The organism is Geosporobacter ferrireducens (genome assembly GCF_001750685.1).
Taxonomy (GTDB): Bacteria; Bacillota; Clostridia; order Peptostreptococcales; family Thermotaleaceae; genus Geosporobacter; species Geosporobacter ferrireducens.
On the sequence record NZ_CP017269.1, the window covers coordinates 1,550,223 to 1,576,239 of the forward strand.

The window sequence follows — 26,017 nt, forward strand, 5'->3', positions numbered from 1 at the left end:
AGGTGATAGAAAAGTGTTTCCCTTTACGCGGGCATTAAGATTAGGATCAAGGGGTCAGGATGTACGGCATCTGCAAGAAAGGCTAAATACTTTGGGCTTTGATGCCGGTTTACAGGATGGAATTTTCGGCCCCAGGACACATCAGGCCGTGATTCAGTTTCAAGCCAGCAGAGGTCTGGAGGCTGACGGCATAGTCGGATTAGCTACTTACAGGGCTTTGTTTGATGTGGCAGGAAGAGCCCGAATTCTGGTAAATCTGGCACAGAGAAGATTATATCTCTATTTGGATGAAGTACTGCAAGCCTCTTATCCTGTTGCTATCGGTAAGCCTAGCACACCTACCCCAACGGGTACCTTTGCCGTAACAGAAAAGGCAATGAACCCCGGTGGGGTATTTGGAACCCGCTGGATTCGTTTCTTTGAGGACTATGGTATCCATGGAACCAATAATCCTGCTTCTATCGGCAACGCCGTATCTAATGGCTGCGTCCGTATGTACAATGAGGATGTGAACTTTATCTATGCTGTGGCAACCATCGGTACAGAGGTTAGGATCATCCCTTCTGAAAGAAGTTTCCGTACCTATACGGTGCAGCCTGGAGACACCTTGTATTCCATTGCTTTGAGATTTGGTGTATCCTTTGAAGGTCTTCTTAGCGCAAATGTAGGTGTGGCTGACGTGGATGTGATCTATGTAGGACAGCAGCTGATTATTCCATAAAAGAAAAACTTATGCATGTTAAAAAGGTAAGCACATATTTTGCAAAATATGATTGCTTACCTTTCTATTTTGTATCCTTATCAGTCAACATTATTAACTTTGTTGCAGGGGACAGGTTCCTTGTCCCAGTCAAACTCTATCAATTAATATATAGTCTCATTTGTGTCAACAATCCCGTCCCCTTGACAGGTCCTCAACATATGTGACTTTTTTGTTTCTTTTTAAATATATTCCAAGAAACGCCGCTGCAGTTGCCAGATACAGTACAGAAAAAATTGCAAAAAAAGTAGCAGCACCTGCAAAGAAACTTAATGAAAAATTAAAACAGAAGTGAATCCAGAACGCTATGAACAAATTATCACACTTCTTCATAAATATTCCCATTATAATTGTTAAAGCCATCATCACGACTATATTTGCAACTATATAAATCAATGCCTGCAATCCAATGTAATCAGAAGCGACAAACCAAAGCGGCGTATGCCAAAATGCCCATACCACACCTAGAATGAGATTTCCTTTAATGAAACCATATCTTTCTTCCAGTTCCGGCCGCAAGTATCCACGCCATCCGGACTCTTCCCCAGATGGTCCCTGTAAAATCGTAAACAGAATCGTGCTGTATAGTGCAGATGGAACAAAAATAAGCTGTGCTGTAATAGATGTTTTCTCAATTGCAGACAGAATCAATACCGACAGCAAAAAAATACCAATTATTAAAACCGGTATAATCAAAATCAATCCAATTTTCAGTTTTTCTTTGAAAACTCTCTTATAGAATTTCTTAATATTCATATCGGTCTTTAGATTTTTTAGCATAATCAGAAGCACTATAGTTGGTGACCAGCTGCACAATACTGTAATCCATTTCATGACAATAGTTGGAGCGTGTAACACCATAGATGCTAAACCGCCAATCCCTAAAATCATTACCCAAAACAATAGGTATGTATTGATTATATATTTCCACATCACATCAATCTTCTTTCCTTTCATCTTTACTTCCCCCTTTTTCTATTTCATTAACTATCACATAGTTTTATATATAAAATAGATTATAATTTAGTGAGATCTGTTTTCTTATACTTTTCCATTTTGTCTCCTGTCCTAAACTAATGTCCTCTACAGGACAATTACACATACATCTACGATATCATATACATTTTTTCCAATCAATACATTAATTCTCATATAAACCATTTTTTGTCTTTTTTCAACAATTTTAAATTTCATCGGATTTATTGCTGCATTTTTACAATTACGCAAAACCCTATATATTAATACAAATATTCTTATTTTTGCACACCGAATAGACCTCCCTAAATAAAAACTCCCCCAAACTTATAGTCTGAGGGAACATATAGGGACAAGGTACCTGTTCGAAACTACTGAAAAACGCTTCCTAAATACTAGAAAATCCTGTGTAAAACAAACTTAACCAATAGAGAAAAAAATCTGATTTGATATGATAGAGTTGTCAAGGGCAGCGGCTCCTTGAACCCTTCTTATGATCTAACTTAGTTTAAAAAGAAGAATGCATATTAAATACACTAGTTTTGCTCATTTTCCACAGCTGGCATATTTATCTTTTTTCGTTTACTGCCACTGCATCGGCGGTTGCCTGCATTGGATAGGATTCCTTAACCCCTCCGTCTATTATTATCTCTACATGATTTCCTACTTCAAATTCTCTGCTGACATTTCTATAGCCAATAGCTATATCCTCTGAAATGTTTTCAAAGAAGCTCGTTTCTTTATTTACGGTTACCCAAATCAGACCATTGACAGTGGTACTCTTAGAATCCACCAATATGCGTTTTCCGCCTTCCTCAATCTCCATTATTTTGCCTGCTACATCCGGCGCCTTAACTCTTGCATTTATGACAGGTGTTTTTGTGTCCTCTGATATTATATTGATCTTCTTTGCCACAGCTTGGGCCGGATAGGATTTTGCAATAGGACCCGTAAAGACAGTCTCTAGAATATCTCCTTCTTTAATTTCCCCATAGGCAAAGTCCTTGGTTATTTCCACACCATCCTTCATTACTGTGGTTTGCATATTGACGGTCACATAAGCTATATCCAGCATAGTGTCCTCCTCCAGCTTTCCTTCAACTAAAAAGGTTACACCATCCTTGCCCTTAACCAGATTTTTGACTACACCCCTTACACCGATTTCATCCTTTTCTTCAATTATATCCCCAATAAGTATTGTCTTGCTTTCATTGTCCCAGCCAATGCTTAATCCGGTTAAATTGGCTATGGCCCTTATAGGTAAGTAGGTGCTGCCATTTATTATTATTGGAGTTATTAACTCATTATTGGCGTCCTTTAGCGCAATAGCTTCATTGTTGTACTTCACCATTATATCCGGCCTCAGGGTAGCACTTACGTTATTGTATACCGTAGCTGCTCCCACCGTAGAGAAGCCTGCAGTTACTGCTATTCCACATATTAATACAGCCTTTGCAAATTTTGATTTCATGTCTTTTCCTCCTCGTATAGAATAATTAATTCGCTTTTATAGTAGTTAGACGATGAAAATTTTGCACCGGTTCCCTATCTGATAAGATTTGTATAGGTCTTATTCTTCCACTCAGGTGCCTTATCGGTACTCCTAGTATTTTCATATACAAAAAAATGGGATGCCTGAGCATCCCATTAACTGATTTTTTTTGTACTATCGAAGTAAATAATCAGTTCTTTATCAATTGATAAATATACCTCGTCATTTCTAGCAAACTGATTGTTGGCTTCAAACAAAGTATCGACATCTATAAGATTCCCATTTACCGATACTGTATAACGAATAATATTTCCTTGGGGAATAATCCGCTTGACGATTCCCTTAAAATAATAATTATTTTGAGTATGTTCAGTACTTTCCTGCAAAGTCATCCCAATATTCTCTGGACGCATTGCATAGAAACCTTCTTTAACATGCTCAGCAGCTATCACTTGTTGAAAAGCCTCGTGGGATAATAAGTTGCAATGCCCCATAAAACTTGCGGCAAAAGTGGTCTTGGGATTTAAGTACAAGTCCATTGGGGAACCCACCTGTTCAACTTTGCCATTGTACATTAAATAAATCCGATCAGACATTCTCAGGGCTTCTTCCTGGTCATGGGTCACAAAGACAGTTGTCATCCCTAATTGGTCATGTATTTCCTTGATTTTTATCTGTAGCGCTTTTCTTAATTTAGCATCTATGGCACTAAACGGTTCGTCTAATAATAAAACTTTTGATTTGGTAACAATGCTTCTTGCTAAGGCCACACGTTGCTGTTCCCCGCCCGATAATTGTCCGGGATACTTATTTTCACTTCCCACTAGATCAACCATTTTCAGGGCGTTGGCAACCCTGCTTTTAATTTCTGCTTGGCCAAGTCTTTGCATTTTTAAGCCAAAGGCAATATTTTTAGCGACTGTCATAGTCGGAAACAAACTATACTGCTGAAAAATCATACTAAGATTTCTTTCTTTGGGTAAAGCGTAAGTAATATCTCTGTTGTCTAAAAAAATCTTGCCGCCGTCTACTTTTTCCAAACCTGCCAAACAGCGCAACAATGTAGTTTTCCCACAACCGGAAGGTCCTAACAAGGTAATAAACTCACCCTGCTCAATGGAAATGTTGATATTGTCTAAGACTCTTTTAGCAGCAAAGGATTTTTTAATGTTTTCAAATCTAATATAGTTCATCGCTTTTTTCCATCTTTAAAGTTATTTAATTGTCTTCACAAATTGCATATCAATGATTTGATTATAAGGGATTGATGCATTAATTACGCCATTTTTGATAGCAAAATTTTCAACAGCTGTTTGAGATTCTTCAGATATATAGCCTGTTTTGGTAATAGCACCTTTTAAAATTGTAATTTTCTTAGCTAAAACATCTTCTTCCATGCCTTGGAATAAAGGCGCAACTAATTTAGCCACTTCTTCTGCACTATGTTCATTAATCCATTTTGTGCCTTTATGTACTGCATTTACAAAGTCTTGTACGACTTCAGGGTTTTTACTGGCAAACTCGCCTGTAGTAGTAATAATTTCTCCTGTAAAGACATCCGCTTTTAAGTACTTGGCAGCATCAGCCGGGTTGGAAGTATCCACTAACATATTGACATCCATACTTTGAATTTCTATCCGGTTATCAACATTGATGTAACTGGCTTTGATTTTTCCTTGACTTAAGGCTGTCATCGATGCACTGTAATCCAAATTAACAAAGGTAACATCTTTTTGGGGATCTAAGCCACCTTCTTTAAGAATAGCAGAGACAAAAGAGTAGGGTGCAGACCCTGGCATACCTGCAAAAATCGCTTGACCTTTCAGGTCTTTGACACTTTTAATATCTTTCGCCCCAACAAACCCATAAAGTCTGGTATCCAAAACAGAATAGATAATCGAAGAATCTAATCCTTCTTGTTCTGCCTTTAGAACGGGTTCCTGAGACAACAAGCAAAATTGGGAATCTCCTCCATGCATGCCCTGGAAGGCAATTGGCCCATCTTTATATAAGACGAATTCCGGAGCTAATCCCTCTTCCTGAAAATAGCCATTTTGATAAGCAACATAAACCGGTAACCAGCTTAAATTTCTAAACTCTGAAATCACCACCTTGGTTAACTCGTTACTGGTTTTTTCTGTTACAGGTTCTTTTTCTGCCGCTGTTTCTTTTGTGCCACATCCGATCATCAGGGTAGCCGACATAACCACTAAAACCATCATTGCAATAATTTTTTTCATTTCTTGTCTCCTTTAAAATTATTTGTAATTCATTTGGTGAAATCACTTGCTTTCCATATTCATAGATAAATTGGCTTCCACCCTCCAGCGAAGGACATATTTTTCAACCTTATCCAAACACCAATTTAATACAATACCTACTACCAGCAAGATGATGATACAGGACATAACTCTGCGAACCATAAAGAAAGAAGTCGCATAGGTGATCATCCAGCCAAAGCCACCGGCAGCACCCATATACTCGCCTATAATCGCACCTACCATACAGGCTCCCACCCCAGCTCTGATACCTGAAAGGATCCAGGGCATACATGCCGGTAATACTACATACCACAAGGTTTGAAAAGAATTGGCGCCAAGGATATGGGCAGATTCAACTAAATTTTGTTCGATGTTTTTGATGGCATTATAAGTTGCAAAAAATACACAAAAGAACACCATTAGACTTGCTAAAAAAACTTTTGATGTTAACCCCAGACCAAACCATAAAACATACACTGGTGCTAATGCCAACTGGGGAATACCATTAATTGCAGTCAAAATCGGGGTAAAAATTTTTCCCAGCGTGACAAACTGACCAAATAAAATCCCTAGCAAAATTCCGATGGTTGTTCCATAAAACAAACCTAAGAAGGCTTCTTTCAGAGTAATTGAGGTATGATAAACTAAATCCCCACTTTTGGCAAAAGTAATTAAATCTTTGACGATTTCGCTGGGATAACTGGTAAAAAAGGGATTATACCAACGATTGATCGCAGACCATTCCCATAATGCGATCAATCCTACAACCAGCAGAGTTCGCGTCGCAATAATCAATATTCTCTTTCTATCCATAAGCTTTCTGTTTAGTCAACCTCCTTCCTCTGCTTTCGTTTCTCTTGTTCTAATTTCAAATAATATGTATAATTAAACCTTATTTCCGAACCATCATAGCCTAACTTGGCGAGTTTTGCCTGGATAACCCGCTTGCGCTCATTCATTTCAACTGCATTGACGGTTAAACGGACTCCTTCGATTACCTTCGCAAACTTTTCAAAAGGAATTCCTACAGCTACTTCAGTATGTCGCCATTTTGCTAAAAATCTGGTCCCTGAGCAAAGCAGTGAAACATTGATTTGATTTGTCATCAAAGGATAAGAAGTGCATTCCACGCAAATTGCTTGATTCCCCAACATATTAAAATTCGGTTGCATGCCATAGACATAGGAATACCCTTGTATGACGCGCATGATCTGATAACTATCACCCACCATCAAAACGACATCCGGGTCTGCCTCAAATTGTTCCAGTGGTTTAATCATAACACCATAAGTATCTGGCGGACAAAATTTCATTTGCTTGGCAACACTTGCTGCAATTTCGGGCGATTCATATAGGCCTAAGGCACAACCATCTTGACCATTATAAAAACTTTCTGTAGGCGGGGTTAGGCCAAGTGCTCTCGTACTTCCCCGACACCCAGAAAATTTTTTGGTCATTTTCACGGCAATCCCCTTTGTTGCATGTTTAACCGCTACACAATAAGCAAGTGGGTAGGTCAATTCTTTGGCTTGAGCTTGCTCGAATTCTGCTTTGGACTTAATTATTTTAATCCCAACTATTTGCCTGTCCAGATCTAATACTGCATAGGCTTTTTCTACATCAGCTTTGTTAACCACGTTGTTTCTCCAGCTTTCTAGTTAATGATATTTGGTTTCCCACTGGTAATTATACTTGGCCCTACTAATACTGTCCAATATATAATGTTTATCAAGTTTATGTTTCTCATAAAAATTCTTTATAAGACAAAGAAGCCAAAGGGACGTTTTGTTTGCCACCAGTTACTTGATTTTGTCTAGTATGCCTCTTCCTATTTTTAGTATCCTTGATAATTTCCTATTGCTTACTCCAGTTGTTTCTTTTATATTTTTCAGTATGGTACATGATTTGTCATTACACAATATGCATATACTATAAATTTTGTCTTTTCCTTTGCCTTCTTAATATACTCTATAAATTTTTCATAGTCCGAATCCTTTAAAAATATATTCCTTTTATCTATTCCTCTCAACATAACATGATATATCCCTGTTTTACTTTTTTCTCTTGCTGTTCTTGCCATTTTATCAGCCTTTTTTATCCTATCCTAACTCTAAATACATGGCAATCAAAACGTCCCCTTGGCTTTTATAAGATAAAATTCTTGACAAATACTGTTTACAAATGTAAACTATATTCGAATATAGTTTACATTTGTAAACACAAGGAGGTGAAACGATGCAACTCTTTCCAAAAATATCAGATGCCGAATGGGAAGTAATGAAGATTATATGGAGGGGAAATCGAATAACCTCAGAAGAAATCATAATTTCTCTATCCGAAAAAATGGATTGGTCCGCACCAACTGTCAAAACCTTTATAAACAGACTTCATAAAAAAGGAGCAATAGGGTTTGAAAAGTCAGGACGAAACTATATTTACTACCCATTAGTCTCCGAAAAAGATTGTATACGAACTGAACGAAAATCATTTGTTGAAAAAGTATATGATGGAGCAGTCAGTATGCTTTTCTCCAATTTTATTGAGGAGGAACCTTTATCCGATCAGGAAATTGAAAGGCTTCAAAAGCTGCTGGAAGAAAAGAAAACTCAAAGAAAAAAATAGTCAATGGAACCGTTCTTATCCAAATAACGATAAAAGGGGGTGCCAGATATCGCCGCTTTGGAAACAGTTTTTTTACATATTATGCGATCGTCATTTATGGCAAGTATTCTAATATTGCTGCTGCTTTTGATCCGTAAATTATTTTACCGGCGTTTTGGAGCAAGATTTCTCCATTCTTTATGGATACTGGTGTTGCTGCGGCTTCTAATACCGGTTACGTTTGAAAGCCCATTTAGCATATTCAATCTTCTTGATATGAATTTTCGGATAACTTCTATGGTTCAAAATAATAATGAAACTTTCAAAGTACTTCCTTTCGCACACGAGCCTTTAATGGAAGAGGAACTTGTTGGGAGTAACACAGAACATAGTGGATATCAGGATGATATTGCAGATAATGAAAATAATCTGCATCTGTCCATCCTAAAAGTATTGTCTCTAACATGGCTGATGGGATTTCTCGCTCTTGCTGTTTTTTCCTATATCATTACAATGAAATTCAAACACAGAACCAAAAATTTCAAACCACTGGAAAACCCAGAAATCCATTCCTTAGTAGACTATTGCCGTAAAAAAGTAAAGATCAAAAGACAAATTTCTGTTTATATGAATCCTTATTTTAAAAGTCCATGTATTTCAGGGATCATAAAGCCTCGTATTTATCTTCCCGAAGATATCTGCGGCAGGGCTGACCAAGTTCAGCTCCAGCACATACTTCTGCATGAATTGTCCCATTATAAAAGAAAAGATTTATGGTCCAATTTATTTTCCGTATTAACTGTACTGGTTCACTGGTTTAATCCCCTGGTATGGTTGACAGTAAAAAAGATGCGATATGACAGGGAAATTGCTTGCGACGCTTATGTTATGGAAATGCTTGAAGAAGAAGAAACGATGAACTACGGAATGACCATCATTCATTTTTCCAATCTATTTTCCAATAAATATAAGCAATTGTATTTTGCAAGCTTTTTTGAAATTAATAGTCCGTTAGAAAGGAGAATCACAATGATAAAAATGTTCAAGAAAGGTTCTTATCAAATATCCGCAGCTGTGATTATATGTTGTATAGTCATAGCCGCTATAACACTTACCAATCCTGTCAGCTCTCAAAGTGCAGATATAAAAAATGCTTCTAGCCTAGCTAATAATACGATTGTATCCGACTCTACAATAACAGCTATTTTAAATAGCAAAGCAAAAGATAAATTAGTGCTGATTGATGCAGGACATGGTGGTGAAGATCCAGGAGCAATCTATACGAAACCGGATAACAGTCAAACTAAAGAAAAGGATTTAAATCTGCAAATATCACTGCTCCTCTACGATATGCTCAAGACCTCAGGAATAAAAGTAGAATTAACACGACAAGAAGATATTGCAATGAAACTGTCAGAAAGGGCCGAGTTAGCCAATAAATTGAATGCTTCTCTGCTTGTAAGTATTCACATTGATGCAAATGCTGACCCGTCAGAAAATGGCACAACGACTTTATTCAATCCTTCTATGGATTATACTTCTTACGGCATTACAGGAGAAAGAGCAGCTCAGCTTCTGCAGGAAGAACTGATCGGAAAGCTAGAAACCACAAATCAGGGAATACAAAAAGAGGATCGCTTGATATTGCTTAAAAATACCAAAATGCCATCATCTATTGTGCACATTGCATATATTACTAATGAGTCGGACAGGCAAAAACTGATGACCGAAGAATTTAAAACACAAGCAGCACAAGCTTTGCATGACGGCATCATAAAGGCTTTAAATGAAATGGCATCTACATCAAAAAAATAATATGAAGCAGTGAGCCCATCCAGCTAAGGTAGTATGTTAAAAGATGCTCCCAGCAGAAAGAAATTCAGATATAAGCAGGCTTAAGGTTAACCTTAAACCTGCTTTTTATAATGCATCATAGGGTATATCCTCTTCCTTTTCTTATTACTTTCACTGATTATTCTTCTTGGGCATATAAATAACTGCCTTGAATAGATCTCCATCTATCTCTATATGAAACCTTCCCCTCTGAATATCAATCAAGCTTTTGGCAATAGATAATCCCAGTCCGCTGCCTTGGCTGCTCCTCGATTCATCCCCTCTTTTAAATCGCTCCATCAGTTCATCCGCAGAGATATTGAGCTCGTAGGCCGAGATATTTTTGAAAACCATAACGATTTCATTGCCTAAATCTTCGATATCTACATATACCCTTGAACCTTTCAGGGCATATTTAAATATATTGGATAATAGATTTTCTATCGCTCTCCATAACAACCTTCCATCCGCTGTAATGTATAGCTTATCTATAGGTTGATTGATCTTAAATTCTAATGCTAGGTCTTCAATCTTATCGTTTAGCTCTCCCAGCCCCTGAGTTATTAGAGATACGATATCTATTCGCTCCAAATTTACTGGTATATTTCCACTAGAAGCTTTGGCTGCTTCAAATAAATCATCTGTCAATGCTTTAAGCCGTTGAGATTTCTGATCCAGTATTTCTAAATATTCTTCTGTCTTTAATGGATCTTTCTCCTTCTTTAATAAATCAATATATGTGATAATCGAAGTCAAAGGTGTTCTTGTATCATGGGATACGTTGGTGATCAATTCCGCTTTTAAGCGTTCGCTTTTTAGCTCGTTGTCAACAGCCTTTTTTAACCCATCCGTAATACTGTTTATATTTGCAGCAAGTTTTCCAAACTCTCCATTTCCATTGACTGCTATTGTATGATGAATATCTCCATCCTTTATTTTTTCTACGCCTTCTTTGATAGCGTTAAATTCTTTAATGCGCTTTAGGGTCAACCAAGCTGCCGCGCCTATCGTCACTGGGAATATAAAGAATGTGGCAGCAACGATGATTGGATATCCAATCACGATCAGCACCATCTTTACACCAGCACTTCCGCTATCATATACACCTTTTACAAATTTAAATAGTTTATAGAAAATTCTATAGATCAGGGTATGCTTTAAGATAGTCTTATTTTTGAAATGCTTCACTAAGGATAGTACCAATACCAACCCAAAGACAGCAATGAATGCGGTAATCGGTATGATAATTTTATTAAAATTACTAAGGTTCCTTACTACCGCTTGCAAAGATCCAATCCACAAAGTTATTAGCCCTAAACATAATAGTAGATTGATATCGTTATATACTCTATCTATTGCATTGATGTGCAATTCCTCATCCTTAAAGGCTTTTCTCCCCACAATGAGCAATAAATATATAAATGACAGCATTAATCCTAATGAAAATCCTAGAATTCTATATAGTGCGTCTTGAATCATTCCCTTATTTTGATTCCATTCTTTTTCACGTTGATTTAAAAACGCTTCTGTAAAGGCAATATAAATAACATTATCCTTCTGATCGAATTCGTCGGTTCTTGGTCGAATCCAGCGATAATATTCATTGTTTTTGATTTCTAATGGATATACTACCGTTTCCTGTTTATCAAACAGCATATAGGAAGAAAAAGCTTTAAAACTTTCTTTCTCAGTTTGTGGGCTATTGGTAAATACATTTACGCCATCACTGGCATAATAAAGAATCCCTTCGACCTCTTCCAATCTTTGTAAGAGCTGATGATATGTTTGCAGCTCATGGTTTATCATTTGCGCTCTTCTCTGAGAAATCTTATCTGCATACAATTCCTTGAACCTTACATAGTTTTCTTCTTCACTAGCATTGGGGTTGTAGCTTCTTGAATTAAATTGAAAATCTGAAAATAGATTTTCTTCTTCGCTCCGCATTTCTTCTTCTGTAACGGTTTCTTCATTCAGAATGCGTTCTTCGTTTTTGTACTCTGAGATTAAGACTCTTAAACTCCTTACAAGCTCTTCACTTTCTTCTATATATGACCTGCTTAAAAAATAGCTTTCTTCAAACACAATACCGAAATCACTATTGTGAGATGCTATCACATTTATAAAAGATGTAATTGCCCCTGTAAAACACAGAATCACAAGAACAAAAGCAATCATTTTTGTTATTATAGAATGACTATAGTTTTTCAACTTTATATCCAATCCCCCACACCACCTTTAGATATTTTGGCTCCTTTGGATTTATTTCAATTTTTTCTCTGATTTTTCTAATGTGTACTGTAACCGTATTTTCTGGGTTAAAGGCAGTTTCTTGCCATACTTTTTCATATATCTGATTGATAGAATAGACTCTTCCCGCATTTGCAGCCAAAAGCTTTAATATCTTATATTGTACCGGTGTAAGATAAACAGCTTCCCCATCAACAGTTATGATCTTGCGTTCATCATCTATCACGAGACCCCCTGTTTTATATACATTACTTTTTGTTTCCATACTCCCCAGTGTTGTATATCTTCTTAGCTGGGATTTGACCCTTGCAATTAGTTCCAGTGGATTAAAGGGCTTAGTAATATAATCATCTGCTCCCATGTTTAGTCCGATTATTTTGTCCGTATCCTCCGACTTGGCCGAAAGCATGATCACCGGGATATTCTTCTCCTCTCTTATTTTCATGGTAGCTCTGATTCCATCCATTTTCGGCATCATAATATCCATGATAATAAGGTGTATCTCATTTTCTTCCAGTATTTCAAGGGCGTCTAAACCATTAGAAGCTGTAAATACCTTATACCCTTCGTTTTCTAAATAGATTTTTATGGCGTAGACGATTTCTTTGTCGTCATCACAGACTATTATATTCAAGATGTACCACTCCAATATATAAATTTGCACATAGTATATCACATCCTTTGTAATTTTGTATGAACTAATAGTAACAATTAAATCTTAATAAATCCCCAACGTAAATCTTAAGATTTTCTTAATGTTAACTCTCTTCGTCTAATGCAAAAGTAGAATTAATTAATGGATCTTTTGTTATACATGCATTATAACTACTCCACTTATAGTCTGCTATTTTTTCTATTATGGTATTGTGCATAACCCACAGCTATTCTTCTTATTTTCTCTGTAAGACAAGCAACACATTTATCAAGAATAGCTAGATTTTAAACATGCATAGCATCAAATTTTGAAAATGTCTATGAATAGCTGTGACTTTAAGCTTAGGCTACTGCTAGACATTGCGAAAAATAGGGATGCTTTTTAATTTTTAGAATTATTAATCGAGATGTTCTTTAGAGAACCTTATTCTCCTGACAAAGCTATTTTTATGGCTAGCTTCTCAAATCTAACAGGATGGATTTACATGAGCTATAAGTTATAAATATATATAAAATCATATATTAGACATCAGCAAAAAACAATAATATAGTATAGATAATTAGAAAAATTTTATATAGTAGGGAGAAGTAAAAAATGAAAGCGATAATAAAGAAAAATAACATATCAGGAAAAGTAATGGTACCTGGCTCTAAAAGCCACACAATCAGAGCGGTTATAATAGCTACGTTGGCTGAGGGAGAATCCATTATTAAAAACCCTTTAACAAGTGAAGATTGTAAAAGTGCGGTTAGAGTTGCAGAGGCCTTTGGAGCAACCTGTGAAATGAAAAACAACGAGTGGATAATGCAAGGAGTAAATGGCAAGTTAAAAGTACCAGACAACGTAGTAGATTGTGGAAACTCTGGTACCACAACATATATTGCATGTGCAATGGCAGCAACAATAGAAGGAGCAACGGTTATAACGGGAGATGAACAAATTAGAAGAAGACCGATCAATACTTTATTAGAATCTATCAGTGAGACGGGAGCAACTGCATTTAAAACAAGGCCGTCCATAGATGCACCACCAGTTGTGATAAAAGGACCAATGGAAGCTAAAAACATAAGACTTGAAGGAAAAATATCTCCACAGGTATCGGGTGTATTAATATCAGCTCCATTATTAAGTGGAACTACGGTGGTAGATGTAGAAAATCCATTAGAAATTTCATATGTTAAGATGACATTGGATTGGATGGAAAAGCATGGTGTACATGTAGAGCACAAAGATGATTATAAAAGATATGTAATTAAAGGACCTCAAAAATATAGCCCTGTAAATAGTGTAATACCAAGTGATTGGTCAGGGGTAGCATTTCCACTTATAGGTGCTGTAATGACAAACTCTGAAGTAACCATAGATGGAGTTGATTTTAATGATGTACAAGGAGATAAAGCCATAGTAGATATACTTATCAGTATGGGAGCGGATATAACGAAAGATGTGGAAAACCACAGAATGACAATAAGGGGAGGGAAACCTCTCAAAGGCATAGAGGTAGACTGTAAAGATATTCCAGATACACTGCCGGCCTTATCGGTTATAGGGGCATATGCTTCCGGTGAAATGAAAATGACAGGACTGGAAGTAGTAAGATTAAAGGAGACAGATAGAGTTGCAGTTATGCAGGAAGAATTAAGTAAAATGGGAGTAGAAGTTGAAGTAGGCCTTGATCATATGACTATAAAAGGTGGAAGAGGTTTTCAAGGAACGATGGTAGAAAGTCATGATGATCATCGTGTAGCAATGGCGCTGATGATGGCAGGACTAGTTGCAGAAGGAGAAACCATAGTAAATGATGTAGAATGTGCTAATATCTCATTTCCAAACTTCATAAACATAATGAATGCGATAGGAGCAAATATTGAGATTCTTTCATAAAAATTCTTGCCATGAGGTATCGAAGAAGTAAACAGGCAAATTAAAACTGTTGAAGTCAGGGGAAGAAAGATAGACAGTAATATACCACAAATTTGTATACTATTAGTCGCAAAAACAGACTTGTAGAATAGATGTGGAGGGTGGATATTGGTATGTTGAAGAAGATTTGCGTTTTGAATTAATTAAAAGGGTCCTATATTCAGATATAATAGATTGAGATTAACGATAATTAAAAGCCTTTCCCATACCCGTTGAATATAAACACAAAAAGGAATGAGGACAATTATAAAATCCTATCATTCCTTTTTGTGTGAACTGACTAAAACGTCAACTTGTCATAAAAGTAGTTAGTGGCATATTAGACTAGAGTGTGTTGGGAATAAAGAATATAAGTATCCTTGATACTCCATTTAGAGAGACTATGTTAAGATTCTTTATTTTTTAAGTAGGTTAGCATAAAATTCAATAATATGTTTCTTAAATAGCATTGCTGCGTTTGAAAGATATTCGCTATCATCCCAGGTTAAATTTATAAGCCGAGTACATTTAGGAGAGGATATGCTAACCAAGGAAAGCTCTTTATCTGTAATATCTCCCCAACTATATCTGGGCACGAAGGAAATGCCCATTCCATTTTTTACAAGCTCTAAGATGGTAGGAGAGTCATAGCATTCTAAAATAATGTTAGGTGTTAATCCTGAAATGCGACAGTAATGATCTGTTGAAATCCTTAGCTGGGTAAACTCGGGCAGACTTATAAAATTTTCAGTTGATAAATCACAAAGGGATACACTTTTTCGGTTAGCAAGCTTATGATTTTTATTTACAGCCAGAACGATTTCCTCTTCTAAAAGTGTTATTGTATTTTCGGAATGGGATGCATTCGGTGAGGGGATATATATCATGAAATCATATTTTTTATTGCCTGGACTAAATTGCTTCTGGCTAATATGAAATTTTATATGAGGATGTTTTTCACTAAACATAGAAATTATTTTGGGTAGCATGAACATAGCTGCTTGTACGTATATTGTAATTTCATTTTTGGAATTGTGATTGTGATCTAGCAATTCTTTTTTTGCATCTTCTAATGATTGAAGTGTTTTATTTACATATTTTAAAAAAATTTTTCCATTCTGATTTAGCTTTATATATTTTCCCTCTCTATCAAATAACTTAACGCCTAGTTCGGTTTCTAAAATTTTAATAGTTTTACTCAATGCAGATTGAGAAATGCTAAGTTCTTCAGCGACTTTGGTTATGTGCTCAGTTTCAGCTATCATTTTAAAGTACCTAAGTTGCAACAGTTCCATATAACTCCCCCTCTTTAAAATATATAACTCATACATCATAAATATATGAAAAATTATATATTAGACAATATTAAAAATCAATGATAAACTTTCTTTAAAGTAATGAAAGTTAGATGTACTTTGAAGTATATGAAAACGTAACCAATAAGAAAGGGGAGGAAATAAAATGAAAAAAAGCAAGTATAAAATCGGAATAGCTCTAATCCTTTTACTTGTCTTGAGTTTGTCTACAGCTGGGTGTACTATAAGTACAGAGACACCAGCAAATTCTAATGAGGGAAAATCAGAAACAGTTAAAAATGGATATCCTCAAAGGCCCATAACGATGATAGTGCCCTATGGAGCTGGTGGAGGGACGGATACTTACGGAAGAATGCTTGCTGCACAGTTAGAAAAACACTTGGGTACACCTATCACTGTGACAAATCAAGGGGGAGCTTCAGGGTCTATAGGAACGAAGTTTGTTCATGATGCTTCTGCTGATGGATATACACTATTGTTCTCCGCAGAAACAATTGGGACATATCGTACTATGGGCACAAGTAGCCTTTCATATAGCAATTTTATACCTATTGCAGTTACAGTAAATGATCCTAAGCTTGTAGTCGTATCCAAAAAATCTAAATATAACACTTTGCAAGAGTTACTAGAGGATATGAAGAAAAATCCTGGAAAAGTAACAATGTCCCATTCAGGTCCTGGAGGAAGCGGCCATAATCAAGGACTTATCCTGAAAGAGTTAGGCTATGAAGTGGCTATGACAGCATTTGATAGTGGAAATAATGCATTATTGGGGGTTCTTGGAGAGCAAGTTGCGTTCACAAATCCTAATCTTTCCTTTGCGTCAGGATATATAGACAGTGGAGATATAAAGGTGCTTGCAGTATTTGCAGATGAGAGACTTGAAAAGTATCCCGATATACCAGCATTTACGGAAATTGTGCCTGAGGCAAAAAAATATTTAAGTATACCACTTACACCACTTTCTTTGCTTGTCAAAGAAGGTACGCCAAATGAAATTGTGGAGATGTTGAGAAACGCTACGAAAGCTGCTTTGGAAGAAAAAGAATGGACTGAATATGTTGAAACCAATTCTGCAGAAAAGCTTTATGAGAAATACACAGATGAAAATTCTATGAGAAAATTCTTTGAGAATTGGGAATCAATGATTTGCTGGTTACAATATGAAAATGGAGTTAGCAATAAGAGTCCTCAGGAATTCTCAATTCCAAAATTCCAATAAGGTAGTATGTACATTAATGGATAAGAATCTTACAATGCCCTTATTTTATGAAATATTTAGTAAAATAAGGGCGACATTATTAAAATTTTGAAAATAAATCCTTTAGTCGATAAGCTTAAAACCTGAATTACCGATAATACTGAATAAAGAAAAGGTGATAACAATATGGAAAAACGAGGAAGGCTTAACAGCAACATTGGTGAAGGCATTTTCTTTATGATAATTGGTGTTGCTCTAGGTTTTTATTCAATTACTTCTTATTCAAGTTCATTTAATAAAGACTGGTCACAGTCGCCCTATCTCTTTCCGATATTAGTAGCAATCTTTATATTTATACTCTCAATTAGTCTGCTTATACAAGGTTATAAAGAGAAAAAATTAGAACTAATAGATACGGAAGAGGCCAGTATCAAGAAAAATAATAAAGGGGTTATCGTTATCCTTGTTATGTCAATATTGTATTATATTGCGCTGTCCAAGATTTCACTGCCGAGGATTATCTTTAAATTCTCTTCGTTTGCTATATCTATTGCTACATTTGAAGTTGTAACTGTAATATTTCTGTTAGCACTTTTGTTTTATTTAGGTGTACGTAGGGTTAATATACTTATTTCAGTTCCTGTAATTTCAGTTTTGTTTTTGAGCATTTCATTTAGAACGTTTTTAAATGTATTATTACCATAAAGGGGGGAGAAGTTCTTGTTAGAGATGCTATCCTTTATAGATATTAGATTTATTTTACTCGTATTTGTGGGGTCATTAGCAGGTTTATTTGTAGGCTCAGTTCCTGGACTCTCCGTTTCTATGGCCACAGCTCTGCTTGTTTCCATAACATATACATGGAGTACAACAGATGCATTAGCCACAATTATGGGAGTATATGTAGTAGGCGTATTCTCTGGTGCTGTTTCTGCAATACTGATTAACATACCTGGAGCACCCTCATCTGTTGTAACAACCTTAGATGGATATCCATTGGCGCATAAAGGAGAATCTCATAAGGCGTTATTTTATGCAACGATATATTCGTTTATTGGGAGTGTTTTTGGATTAATTGCATTAACATTTTTAGCCAAACCAGTTGCAAACATTGCATTGAAATTTACACCTATGGATTATTTTTTGTTAGCAATGTTTGGACTCTCTACCGTTGGCTCTGTAACTTCTAAAAATTATACTAAAGGCTTAATGAGTGCTGCTTTAGGATTGGCTGTTAGCATGATAGGCCTTGATCCAATCATAGGTACTCCAAGAATGAGCTTTGGATTATATGATCTTCAGTCGGGGATATCTACGGTTCCTGCTCTGGTTGGACTATTTGGATTTACAGAGGTTCTTAGTGTAGTGTATGATAACAATTTAAAACAAAGGGTTTCAGAATTAGTAAAGATGAAGATTAATGTTCGAGAAACGCTCAAGCATTGGAAGTTGTCCCTATATGCATCTTCAATAGGTACAGTTATTGGTGCACTTCCAGGTGCGGGAGGACCTGTTGCAGCCTTTATCTCTTATAACGAAGCAAAAAGAGTCATTAAAAACCCTGAGGTAGCTTTTGGAAAAGGAGCTGTTGAAGGGATTGTTGCAAGCGAAGCTTCAAACAATGCGTGTATAGGAGGCGCGTTAATACCTATGCTGGCATTAGCTGTACCGGGAGATGCAGTAACGGCAATTTTACTCTCGGTGTTCTATGTGCACGGATTAAAACCAGGGCCTATGTTTATTAAGGAAAATCCTGAAATGTTTTATGTCATTTTAGCTGGAGGCTTCATCGCATGTATTGCTTTGCTTGTTTTAGGTATTTTAGTTGCGCCTAGAATTTCTAGAGTAATAGCTATTCCGAAAAACATATTACTTCCAATCGTTACGGTGCTTTGTGTGATAGGTTCTTTTGCATGTAATAATAGACTATTTGATGTTGTGCTTATGTTTGTCTTTGGGGTGATTGGATTCTTAATGCGGCGGTATGAATATCCTGTAGCACCTACGGTACTTGCAATTGTACTGGGGGGGATGATGGATTCGAATTTTAGAAGGGCTGTTTCATTAGCTTCTGCTACGGATAATATGTTTAAGGCAATGTTCTTCAAACCAATAACTTTGGTATTGCTTACGTTGACAATATCAATCATTTTGTCAAATATACCAGCCTTCAAAAACACATTTATTAAAGCTTATTCTAAAAAAGTCAAATTTGGTGCATAGGTATGTGTATTTGCTACAATAACATAGGATTCCTGTTTAACAACATTTAAGGAAAAACATAGTATTGCCACAGAATTCATTGACCAACTTTGTGAATATAGGACCCTTACTCAATTAGATGAGCACAAAAAAACTAGTGTAATGGACTAGAGGCGATGTGCTAAGTCTGGGTAAGGGTTAATGTTTTTAATCGGGATAAATCTCGAAGAAAGGGATTCGGTGAAGCAAGAAGAACAGAAAAATTAGATTGAGAGACGATTATAACAGTACAAAGGAAAATTGTAAAAACCCTATTGATTTTAGAATATCTCCTAAAATAGAAACTGGCTAATCCTTTTAGCCAGTTTTATGGTAGTTTATTCAATTCTACACTTATAAAGTTTTCGATTTAGTTTGCCCCCTGCCTTATTATTCTATTTCATTACCAACATGCTCCTTTTTTCTTGTTTTCCTTGTCCGCTTAAAACCATGCATATTACCATTAAAACAATAGCACCCATATCAGCTAAAATACCCAAAACGTCCGATAATGCACCAGTTATAATTGGCATGATAATCGCACCAATTCCTCCTATCATTAGTAAGGCCCCTATCGCCAGCCCAGTTCCCCGGAAATACTTGATATAATTAAGGTGGAGAAGAATAACTTTTCAAAGGGGTACACCTTTAAGACCCTAACCCGATGTCATGGTACATCCTTTTGTAAACAAATGAAAACCGTTATCGAAGGAAATGAAATCACGCAAAAATCTCTGATGAGAATTTATCATCAGAGATTTTTTATGGTGGCTGTCATTTAATGTCCGTTACCTTTTATCAATATTATTTCCTTAAGGTATATTCAAGGTATATAATACTACTGTCATATTTACTCCCGTCCCATTCTGCATAAGCAAGGGCTTCGCTTGAAGGACTCCAACTTGTACTTAGGTATTGTACACCCACAGCAACCTGAGTGGCCTCTCCCTTTAGGGTATCATAGATATAAAGACCATTCACAGTATTGCCATTCATATCCGTCTTCATATTATAGGCTATCAGTCTTTGATCCCCAGACCAGGAAACTCCGCTAATCTCATTGCCCTCAGCAATCGTCTTGCGGTTGCCGCCATTTGTATCACAGAGAAGCAGGCTTTGTTTAGCCCCACTGCCTTGTATTAGCAGCATTTGATTTTCATCTGGCGAAGGGAATACACGGTAGATATTTTTTAGGTTTAAATCTACAGTCTCCTTTGTAGCCAAATCAAGTCTCCATAGACTTCCATCAGAATTTGTATTGTAGTAGATTTTATCTTTAATTTGTTCCACAATCACTAAGGCTTTTCCCTTTAAGCCCTCTATAGAAGTAATCTTGCCAGATATATGGGCTAAATAAGCTCCACCGCTATAGTCTGCTCCAACTACGGTTTCATTGTCACCCCACTTAGCGCTCATAGCTCCTGCTATATTAGGTCCTCTTATACTAAAGTCCTTCAGGGTATCCATATTCATCACAGAAAAAGCAGGGTCACCTAGGGTATATTCATAATACAATAGATTTTTTTTATCTGCTGACAGTGTAGCCTCCCCTAGATGTGTATTAGATTTTTCCTTCAAAAGTTTATATTCTTTATTATCCAGATTGAATAGATATAAGCTTCTAGGATGAGCATTTGCCAGCTCCGACAAGCTCATTTTTTCCAGTGTGGTATTTTCCCTTGAAACAATTACGGTGTTCTCGTTTAGCCAATCAGTAATTGACATGTTTTCATATCGATCAATTTTCACCACCGATATCACTGCTTCTCCTGCTTCATTATCTTTGTCATCAATAATGGTTATGGTTTTTCCCGGCTCCTTAATTATTACTCGATCCTCATCCATTTCCTTATTGCAGGCAGTTAATACCAATAGTAATGACATTGCTAATATTAATTTTTTAGCTTTTTTATTGTTCATTTATATCGCCTCCTCGATATGTATATCTTATCAAGGGATTATTTCTATTCAATATACAATTGTTTCAATTATGTAAACAAATACATCAATACTGCAAATTATTCTACTGTTTTAACGGAGGGCAGTATAACGCTAAAGACAGTGGACTTTGAATCACTCTTCACTAAAGCGATAGAGCCCCCCTGCCCTTCAACAGTTCGCTTGACCAACGACAAACCCAGGCCCGTTCCTCCCTTTTCTCTAGATCTGTTTCTATCTACTGTAAAAAAAGGCTCGAAAATTCTTTGGGCAGCCTCTTCAGGTATACCCATACCTGTATTGGCGATCTCAACGACTACTTGATTATCCTTCTGATAATTCTTCACATGAATATACCCTCTTGTATGATTATATTTGATTGCATTATCTAATAGGTTGACCAGAATAATTGCTAAGCTGTCTTTATCAGCCTCCACATAGGTTTCTTTTAAGTCCGTCTCCAGTTCTATACCAAATTTTTCAATTTTACCTCTCAGGCTATTGATTACCCCCTCAATTACCTGACCAATCTCCAGTTTTTCCTTATTATATTCAAAATCATACTTTTCCATGGCTGACAGCTGAAGTACCTTTTCAACCATTTCATAAAGCCGTTGGGTCTCGCTTTTGATATCTGCTTTTGCCTTTTCCAGCAGCTCAAGGTCATCGGGATACATTTCTAGTAGGTCAACATAAGCCTTTATTGAAGTTAGCGGTGTTTTAAATTCATGGGTTACATTCCCTATAAACTGCTTTTGCTGCTGATCCAGCAGCGATAATTTATTTATGGCAAGGTTAAGTTTTTTTTGTTCCTCTTCCATATTCTGAATACTTTTCTGAATCCTTTCGCTCATGCCATGGATCCCTTGGCTAAGGCTTCCAATTTCATCTTTGCGCGAAAGCACATAGGTATCAAAATGCCCTTCACGGATCTGTTCCACCATTTTCTGCAGCTGTATGATTCCATTGGCAAAGGAGTTAAAATAAAAATAGGCTAAAATAAAGCTAAGAAGAAATACCCCCACCCCAATATTAATAAATAACTGTCGGATGCGATTGTAGAATCGAAGTTCTCCTGCCAGCGAGTAATAAAACTGTACAACCCCCACCTGTTCACGTCCTACTTTCAAGGGCGTCAGGTAGTACAGAGAGTCCCCTTCCACTAAATAAGTAGTTTTATTCGTTAGGGCAAATCCTAGAGCCCTTCTAATATCAGCGGAATCCATATGTGCTATCTTTCTGCTGACTAATGTACCCTCATTGTCATACAAAGCTAAACGCTGTCCACTTATTAATTCCAGTGCCTCTGCAAATTGTTCTCCCTTTGTTGCCAGAAAGGTTTCAGGCACCTTATTTGCTTCAGATAAGATTGTCTGCATAAAATAGATATTAGCTCTTTGAGCCTGCTGTGCCAAATAATCCTCATACTCAGCCTGCTGATTTGATTCAATTCCCCGCAGCACCAGGAGACTTAAAATAAATACCGTGAGCAGCAATAGCATACCTAAAAAGATGCTGAATTTTATTTTAATACTTGTTTTCACCATAACCTCCTAGGGCCTTATAGCCCACTCCATGAAGGGTTTGTATGAGCTCGTTAAATTCAGCCCCCAGCTTTTTTCTGAGCCTCTGTATATGTATATCCACTGTACGGGTGCCCCCCACATATTCCATTCCCCATATCAAATCCAATAACTGCTCCCTTGAATAGGCTCTATCGGGGTTAGATACCAAAAGTGCCAGTAGATCATATTCCTTGGGCGTGAGCTCAAGCAATCTTTCCCCTGCATAAGCTGTTCTTTTACTTAAATGAATCTCCACACCATTTAGTTTAATGCGATCATCCGACTGCTTTTCTCCTGCTGCCTGCAGCCTTCTTAGCAACGACCTCAATCGAGCCAGCAGCTCTCGCATATCAAAGGGTTTGGTTATATAATCATCTGCCCCCAGCTCTAATCCAAGAATTTTATTAACAATATCTTCTTTAGCCGTCAGCATTATAACACCTAGGGAGCCTTTATCTGGAAGCCTTTTTAAAATCTCATATCCATCCATCCCCGGCAGCATAACATCTAAAATAATAGCATTCGGAGAAAATTGCTTTAACTTTTCCAGCGCATCAGCACCATTATAGACAGCCTCCACCAAATAACCTTCTCTTCTTAAGGCATATGTAATTGCATCAGCAATTTTTTGTTCATCCTCTACTACCATTATTCTTTCATTCATTATTATCCCTTCCTAACTAGCAAAATAATTTGATTTCTTAAATGATAGATTACTCTGCATAGTACTTGAAGACAACTGAAGCATCCCTCGTCTTTTTTTTCGCGCGAAGGGAAGCGACGGCCCACAGTGATTTATACATAATGATTAATAAGGCCCTCAAAGTCAAAAATCTCTGGCACTTTTTTCTACTTCAGTCATATTGAAGAGCTACAAAAATATTGTAATTCTCTCCTTAATATTCACTGAGGCGGCCATTATCATTCCATGCGCCATACATCTTACCCTGCTTTGTATGATCTATAAATTTATCCAACCTCTTTATAAATAATTCAGGTTGATTCTTCACCTGATGGATTGTGTCTATTCTTATTCTCCTATAGAGTTCAGGGAATTTCATAAAATTCTCAAATGTTTGATCATCTTCTTTCAGCCTTTTCACTATAATCTCATCAATTATAAACGCATCACTGCGCATATCAGGCAACACTTTTCTCCCCGCATCCGTCATAAGTCCCAGCTTTTCAAGACGGCGTACTCGCTCTTTATTTAATTCGGTCCATGAACTTTTCTTAGCTCTTGGGGATAATCTTTGAACAAGTTGATTCTTTGAATTCTTCTTTCTAACGCTATCAATCCATCCAAAACACAGCGCCTCTTCTACTGCATCCAGATATAGTAAAGTGTCTTGTTTTGGAGAAATACTTACAATTACCCAGCAACATTTTTCAATATTGCAATTATCCTGTAACCAAAGCCTTAGCGCTTCTCTTGTTGTTACATTAAGTATATTTTCCATATCCATAATTACATTCATCCTTTCATCCAGTATATCATCTGTATTCTGTATTTAGGTTAATTGGAAATTAGATTCATCTTATATGCAATACTTTCAATTAGTGAATTTATATCCGCATATCCATAATATCTAACATACATTACTGCTTTTCCTTTAGCAGCAAATACTTCTTTAAACGCATCTACCTCATGTACAATTAAAATATCAAAACCGGTGTGCTCTATTTTAATAAAATCTCCACCTTTATATTCAAGGCTATATCTTTTTATCAAATCAGTAATCAGCGTCTCTGCAATAAAAGGAAAATTGAGTTTATAAACCATAGTGCGAATACTTGGTGAATATGCTCCACTACCATCCTTCCACATTTGATCCGGAACAATACCATTTTCATCTGATTCATACTGTACTGGTGCTAATAAACTCCAATCAGAACTATACCTATTACCCCAGTCAATGTCATTACGAATATAAGAGGAATTCTCTCGAATTAAATTAGGATTCTTCTCTACATCGGCCAGTCTTACAATAGGTAAATCCGTATTCGTTAATGGTAATGTTTTCGTCTCCATCTTAGCAAGTTGTACAAAAGATATACTACTGGCAGAAATAGCAACGAAACTATAAATTACAGCAATGATAAAGTTTAGTCTTTTGCGCTTTTTCCAGGGTGTATGATGATTTATAGGTTTTCCGTCTAACAGAGTCTTTTGTAAATTACGTATAGATATAGCTGCCTGTAAGGAAGTGTAGGCTAAATATAGCATAACAATCGTTAATATAATCTGTGGAATGATTGTTCCTTTTACTAGTGCCAAAACAGGTGTTCCATCAAGAAACAAAATAGCAGATAGCATACCTATCATTATAATTACTGAAGTAACTACGATAAGTGCGTTTACTAGTAATTTTTTACCCAATTTTTTCATTGTATAGGATTGTTCAGCAGGATCAGTATGAAGTTCAGGTGCATTCAGCTCAGCAGGTGATGAAAATACATTAAAATCCCCATAGCTTGCAACATAATCCCATCCACTTTCAGCATACATTTGCTTTTGTTCTAGTGTAATCTTTTTATTGGATGATACATCTATTCTGTATCTCATTTTTTTCGGCTCCCCTTTGACAAACTGAGCAAAGTGAAGCCCCATCTTTTTCAAATGCAATCCTTCAGCCGCCATATCTGTAAACCAGCTTTCGTGCTCTCCAATACGCCAATAGTCACTGGGTCGGAGCTTGCGAATGATCTTATTCACCCTCATCACCTTCCTCTAAAATTTTTCCGTCTCGTATTAAAGCCACTAATCGACTATATTCTATACGGAGAGCTTGTTCTCCATCCGTTGTAATTTTGTAGGTTTTCCTTCTACCATCATCTTCTGCTAATGTTATCAATCCGTCCTTCTGCATCCGACTAAGAACTCCATAAAGCGTTCCTGGCCCCATGTTCAATCTACCATTAGAAACTTTTGTGATTGCATTCATTAGCTGATATCCATGGTTTGGATTCATCAGTGCTAACAACACATAGTACATTGCTTCTGTCATAGGCCCACCATTATATGGCATC

General features: G+C 36.6%; 24 protein-coding genes. 7 read left to right on the forward strand and 17 right to left on the reverse strand.

Translation table 11 applies throughout. The features are described from left to right. Positions 1-13 precede the first annotated feature (13 nt). Positions 14-721: a L,D-transpeptidase family protein gene (locus Gferi_RS07665; protein WP_083273435.1), complete on the forward strand. Its 708-nt coding sequence runs from the start codon at positions 14-16 to the stop codon at positions 719-721. Positions 722-886: 165 nt separating this feature from the next. On the opposite strand, the gene Gferi_RS07670 is transcribed toward Gferi_RS07665, so the two are convergent. From Gferi_RS07670 to Gferi_RS07700, 7 genes are all read right to left on the reverse strand, one after another. Further along, positions 887-1,717, reverse strand: coding sequence for a CPBP family intramembrane glutamic endopeptidase (locus Gferi_RS07670; protein WP_069975152.1), 831 nt, complete (start codon positions 1,715-1,717; stop codon positions 887-889). A 586-nt stretch (positions 1,718-2,303) separates the two neighbouring features. Further along, positions 2,304-3,206 carry a DUF3221 domain-containing protein gene (locus Gferi_RS07675; RefSeq protein WP_069975154.1) on the reverse strand — a complete coding sequence of 301 codons (903 nt, stop codon included), beginning with the start codon at positions 3,204-3,206 and terminating at the stop codon, positions 2,304-2,306. Between the two features lie 176 nt (positions 3,207-3,382). Further along, the gene (locus tag Gferi_RS07680) at positions 3,383-4,420 is read right to left on the reverse strand and encodes an ABC transporter ATP-binding protein (protein ID WP_069975156.1); all 1,038 of its coding nucleotides are present in this window, start codon (positions 4,418-4,420) and stop codon (positions 3,383-3,385) included. 21 nt (positions 4,421-4,441) lie between these two features. Next, positions 4,442-5,467 (reverse strand): ABC transporter substrate-binding protein, encoded by a 1,026-nt coding sequence (locus Gferi_RS07685; protein WP_069975158.1) that lies wholly within the window; start codon positions 5,465-5,467, stop codon positions 4,442-4,444. A 42-nt stretch (positions 5,468-5,509) separates the two neighbouring features. Beyond that, positions 5,510-6,301 carry an ABC transporter permease gene (locus Gferi_RS07690; protein ID WP_069975160.1) on the reverse strand — a complete coding sequence of 264 codons (792 nt, stop codon included), beginning with the start codon at positions 6,299-6,301 and terminating at the stop codon, positions 5,510-5,512. Positions 6,302-6,312: 11 nt separating this feature from the next. Next, on the reverse strand, positions 6,313-7,125 hold the full coding sequence (locus Gferi_RS07695; protein ID WP_069975162.1) for a DUF169 domain-containing protein: 813 nt from the start codon (positions 7,123-7,125) through the stop codon (positions 6,313-6,315). A gap of 251 nt (positions 7,126-7,376) precedes the next feature. Then, on the reverse strand, positions 7,377-7,568 hold the full coding sequence (locus Gferi_RS07700) for a transposase (protein ID WP_069975164.1): 192 nt from the start codon (positions 7,566-7,568) through the stop codon (positions 7,377-7,379). A 155-nt stretch (positions 7,569-7,723) separates the two neighbouring features. Here Gferi_RS07700 and Gferi_RS07705 point away from each other — a divergent pair, with 155 nt between their 5' ends. Together Gferi_RS07705 and Gferi_RS07710 are read left to right on the forward strand one after the other, a co-directional pair. After that, complete coding sequence (locus Gferi_RS07705) at positions 7,724-8,110, forward strand: CopY/TcrY family copper transport repressor (RefSeq protein ID WP_069975166.1); 387 nt, start codon at positions 7,724-7,726, stop codon at positions 8,108-8,110. A gap of 81 nt (positions 8,111-8,191) precedes the next feature. After that, positions 8,192-9,904 (forward strand): M56/M15 family metallopeptidase, encoded by a 1,713-nt coding sequence (locus Gferi_RS07710; protein ID WP_069981345.1) that lies wholly within the window; start codon positions 8,192-8,194, stop codon positions 9,902-9,904. A 150-nt stretch (positions 9,905-10,054) separates the two neighbouring features. On the opposite strand, the gene Gferi_RS07715 is transcribed toward Gferi_RS07710, so the two are convergent. Continuing rightward, on the reverse strand, positions 10,055-12,142 hold the full coding sequence (locus tag Gferi_RS07715; protein ID WP_069975168.1) for a HAMP domain-containing sensor histidine kinase: 2,088 nt from the start codon (positions 12,140-12,142) through the stop codon (positions 10,055-10,057). Further along, on the reverse strand, positions 12,117-12,806 hold the full coding sequence (locus tag Gferi_RS07720) for a response regulator transcription factor (RefSeq protein WP_334292699.1): 690 nt from the start codon (positions 12,804-12,806) through the stop codon (positions 12,117-12,119). Before Gferi_RS07720 ends, Gferi_RS07715 begins: the two co-directional genes overlap by 26 nt. Before the next feature lie 612 nt (positions 12,807-13,418). Here Gferi_RS07720 and aroA point away from each other — a divergent pair. Next, positions 13,419-14,708 (forward strand): 3-phosphoshikimate 1-carboxyvinyltransferase, encoded by a 1,290-nt coding sequence (gene aroA / locus Gferi_RS07725; protein WP_069975172.1) that lies wholly within the window; start codon positions 13,419-13,421, stop codon positions 14,706-14,708. 434 nt (positions 14,709-15,142) lie between these two features. Here aroA and Gferi_RS07730 read toward each other — a convergent pair whose 3' ends face one another. Beyond that, positions 15,143-16,021, reverse strand: a complete 879-nt coding sequence (locus Gferi_RS07730; protein ID WP_069975174.1) for a LysR family transcriptional regulator — start codon at positions 16,019-16,021, stop codon at positions 15,143-15,145. Between the two features lie 166 nt (positions 16,022-16,187). Here Gferi_RS07730 and Gferi_RS07735 point away from each other — a divergent pair, with 166 nt between their 5' ends. The 3 genes from Gferi_RS07735 to Gferi_RS07745 all read left to right on the forward strand — a co-directional run bounded on the left by Gferi_RS07735 (position 16,188) and on the right by Gferi_RS07745 (position 19,466). Next, positions 16,188-17,264, forward strand: coding sequence for a tripartite tricarboxylate transporter substrate binding protein (locus tag Gferi_RS07735; RefSeq protein WP_083273438.1), 1,077 nt, complete (start codon positions 16,188-16,190; stop codon positions 17,262-17,264). A 165-nt stretch (positions 17,265-17,429) separates the two neighbouring features. Beyond that, positions 17,430-17,948, forward strand: a complete 519-nt coding sequence (locus Gferi_RS07740) for a tripartite tricarboxylate transporter TctB family protein (protein ID WP_069975175.1) — start codon at positions 17,430-17,432, stop codon at positions 17,946-17,948. Positions 17,949-17,972: 24 nt separating this feature from the next. Beyond that, on the forward strand, positions 17,973-19,466 hold the full coding sequence (locus Gferi_RS07745) for a tripartite tricarboxylate transporter permease (RefSeq protein ID WP_069981347.1): 1,494 nt from the start codon (positions 17,973-17,975) through the stop codon (positions 19,464-19,466). A 413-nt stretch (positions 19,467-19,879) separates the two neighbouring features. Here the strand turns inward: Gferi_RS07745 and Gferi_RS28020 are convergent, their stop codons facing one another. The 7 genes from Gferi_RS28020 to Gferi_RS07775 all read right to left on the reverse strand — a co-directional run bounded on the left by Gferi_RS28020 (position 19,880) and on the right by Gferi_RS07775 (position 26,016). After that, positions 19,880-20,044 carry a hypothetical protein gene (locus Gferi_RS28020; RefSeq protein ID WP_156782344.1) on the reverse strand — a complete coding sequence of 55 codons (165 nt, stop codon included), beginning with the start codon at positions 20,042-20,044 and terminating at the stop codon, positions 19,880-19,882. Positions 20,045-20,288: 244 nt separating this feature from the next. Beyond that, positions 20,289-21,404 carry a TolB family protein gene (locus Gferi_RS07750; protein WP_069975176.1) on the reverse strand — a complete coding sequence of 372 codons (1,116 nt, stop codon included), beginning with the start codon at positions 21,402-21,404 and terminating at the stop codon, positions 20,289-20,291. Positions 21,405-21,502: 98 nt separating this feature from the next. Continuing rightward, on the reverse strand, positions 21,503-22,969 hold the full coding sequence (locus tag Gferi_RS07755) for a sensor histidine kinase (RefSeq protein WP_207645809.1): 1,467 nt from the start codon (positions 22,967-22,969) through the stop codon (positions 21,503-21,505). Then, a complete protein-coding gene (locus Gferi_RS07760) occupies positions 22,950-23,651 on the reverse strand; it encodes a response regulator transcription factor (protein WP_069975182.1) in 702 nt (233 codons plus the stop codon). The genes Gferi_RS07755 and Gferi_RS07760 overlap by 20 nt, the downstream gene beginning before the upstream one ends. A gap of 232 nt (positions 23,652-23,883) precedes the next feature. Continuing rightward, the gene (locus tag Gferi_RS07765; protein WP_069975184.1) at positions 23,884-24,453 is read right to left on the reverse strand and encodes a YdeI/OmpD-associated family protein; all 570 of its coding nucleotides are present in this window, start codon (positions 24,451-24,453) and stop codon (positions 23,884-23,886) included. A gap of 50 nt (positions 24,454-24,503) precedes the next feature. Then, a complete protein-coding gene (locus tag Gferi_RS07770; RefSeq protein WP_069975186.1) occupies positions 24,504-25,703 on the reverse strand; it encodes a DUF2812 domain-containing protein in 1,200 nt (399 codons plus the stop codon). Beyond that, positions 25,696-26,016 (reverse strand): PadR family transcriptional regulator, encoded by a 321-nt coding sequence (locus Gferi_RS07775; RefSeq protein WP_069975188.1) that lies wholly within the window; start codon positions 26,014-26,016, stop codon positions 25,696-25,698. Before Gferi_RS07775 ends, Gferi_RS07770 begins: the two co-directional genes overlap by 8 nt. Between the last annotated feature and the right edge of the window lies 1 nt (position 26,017).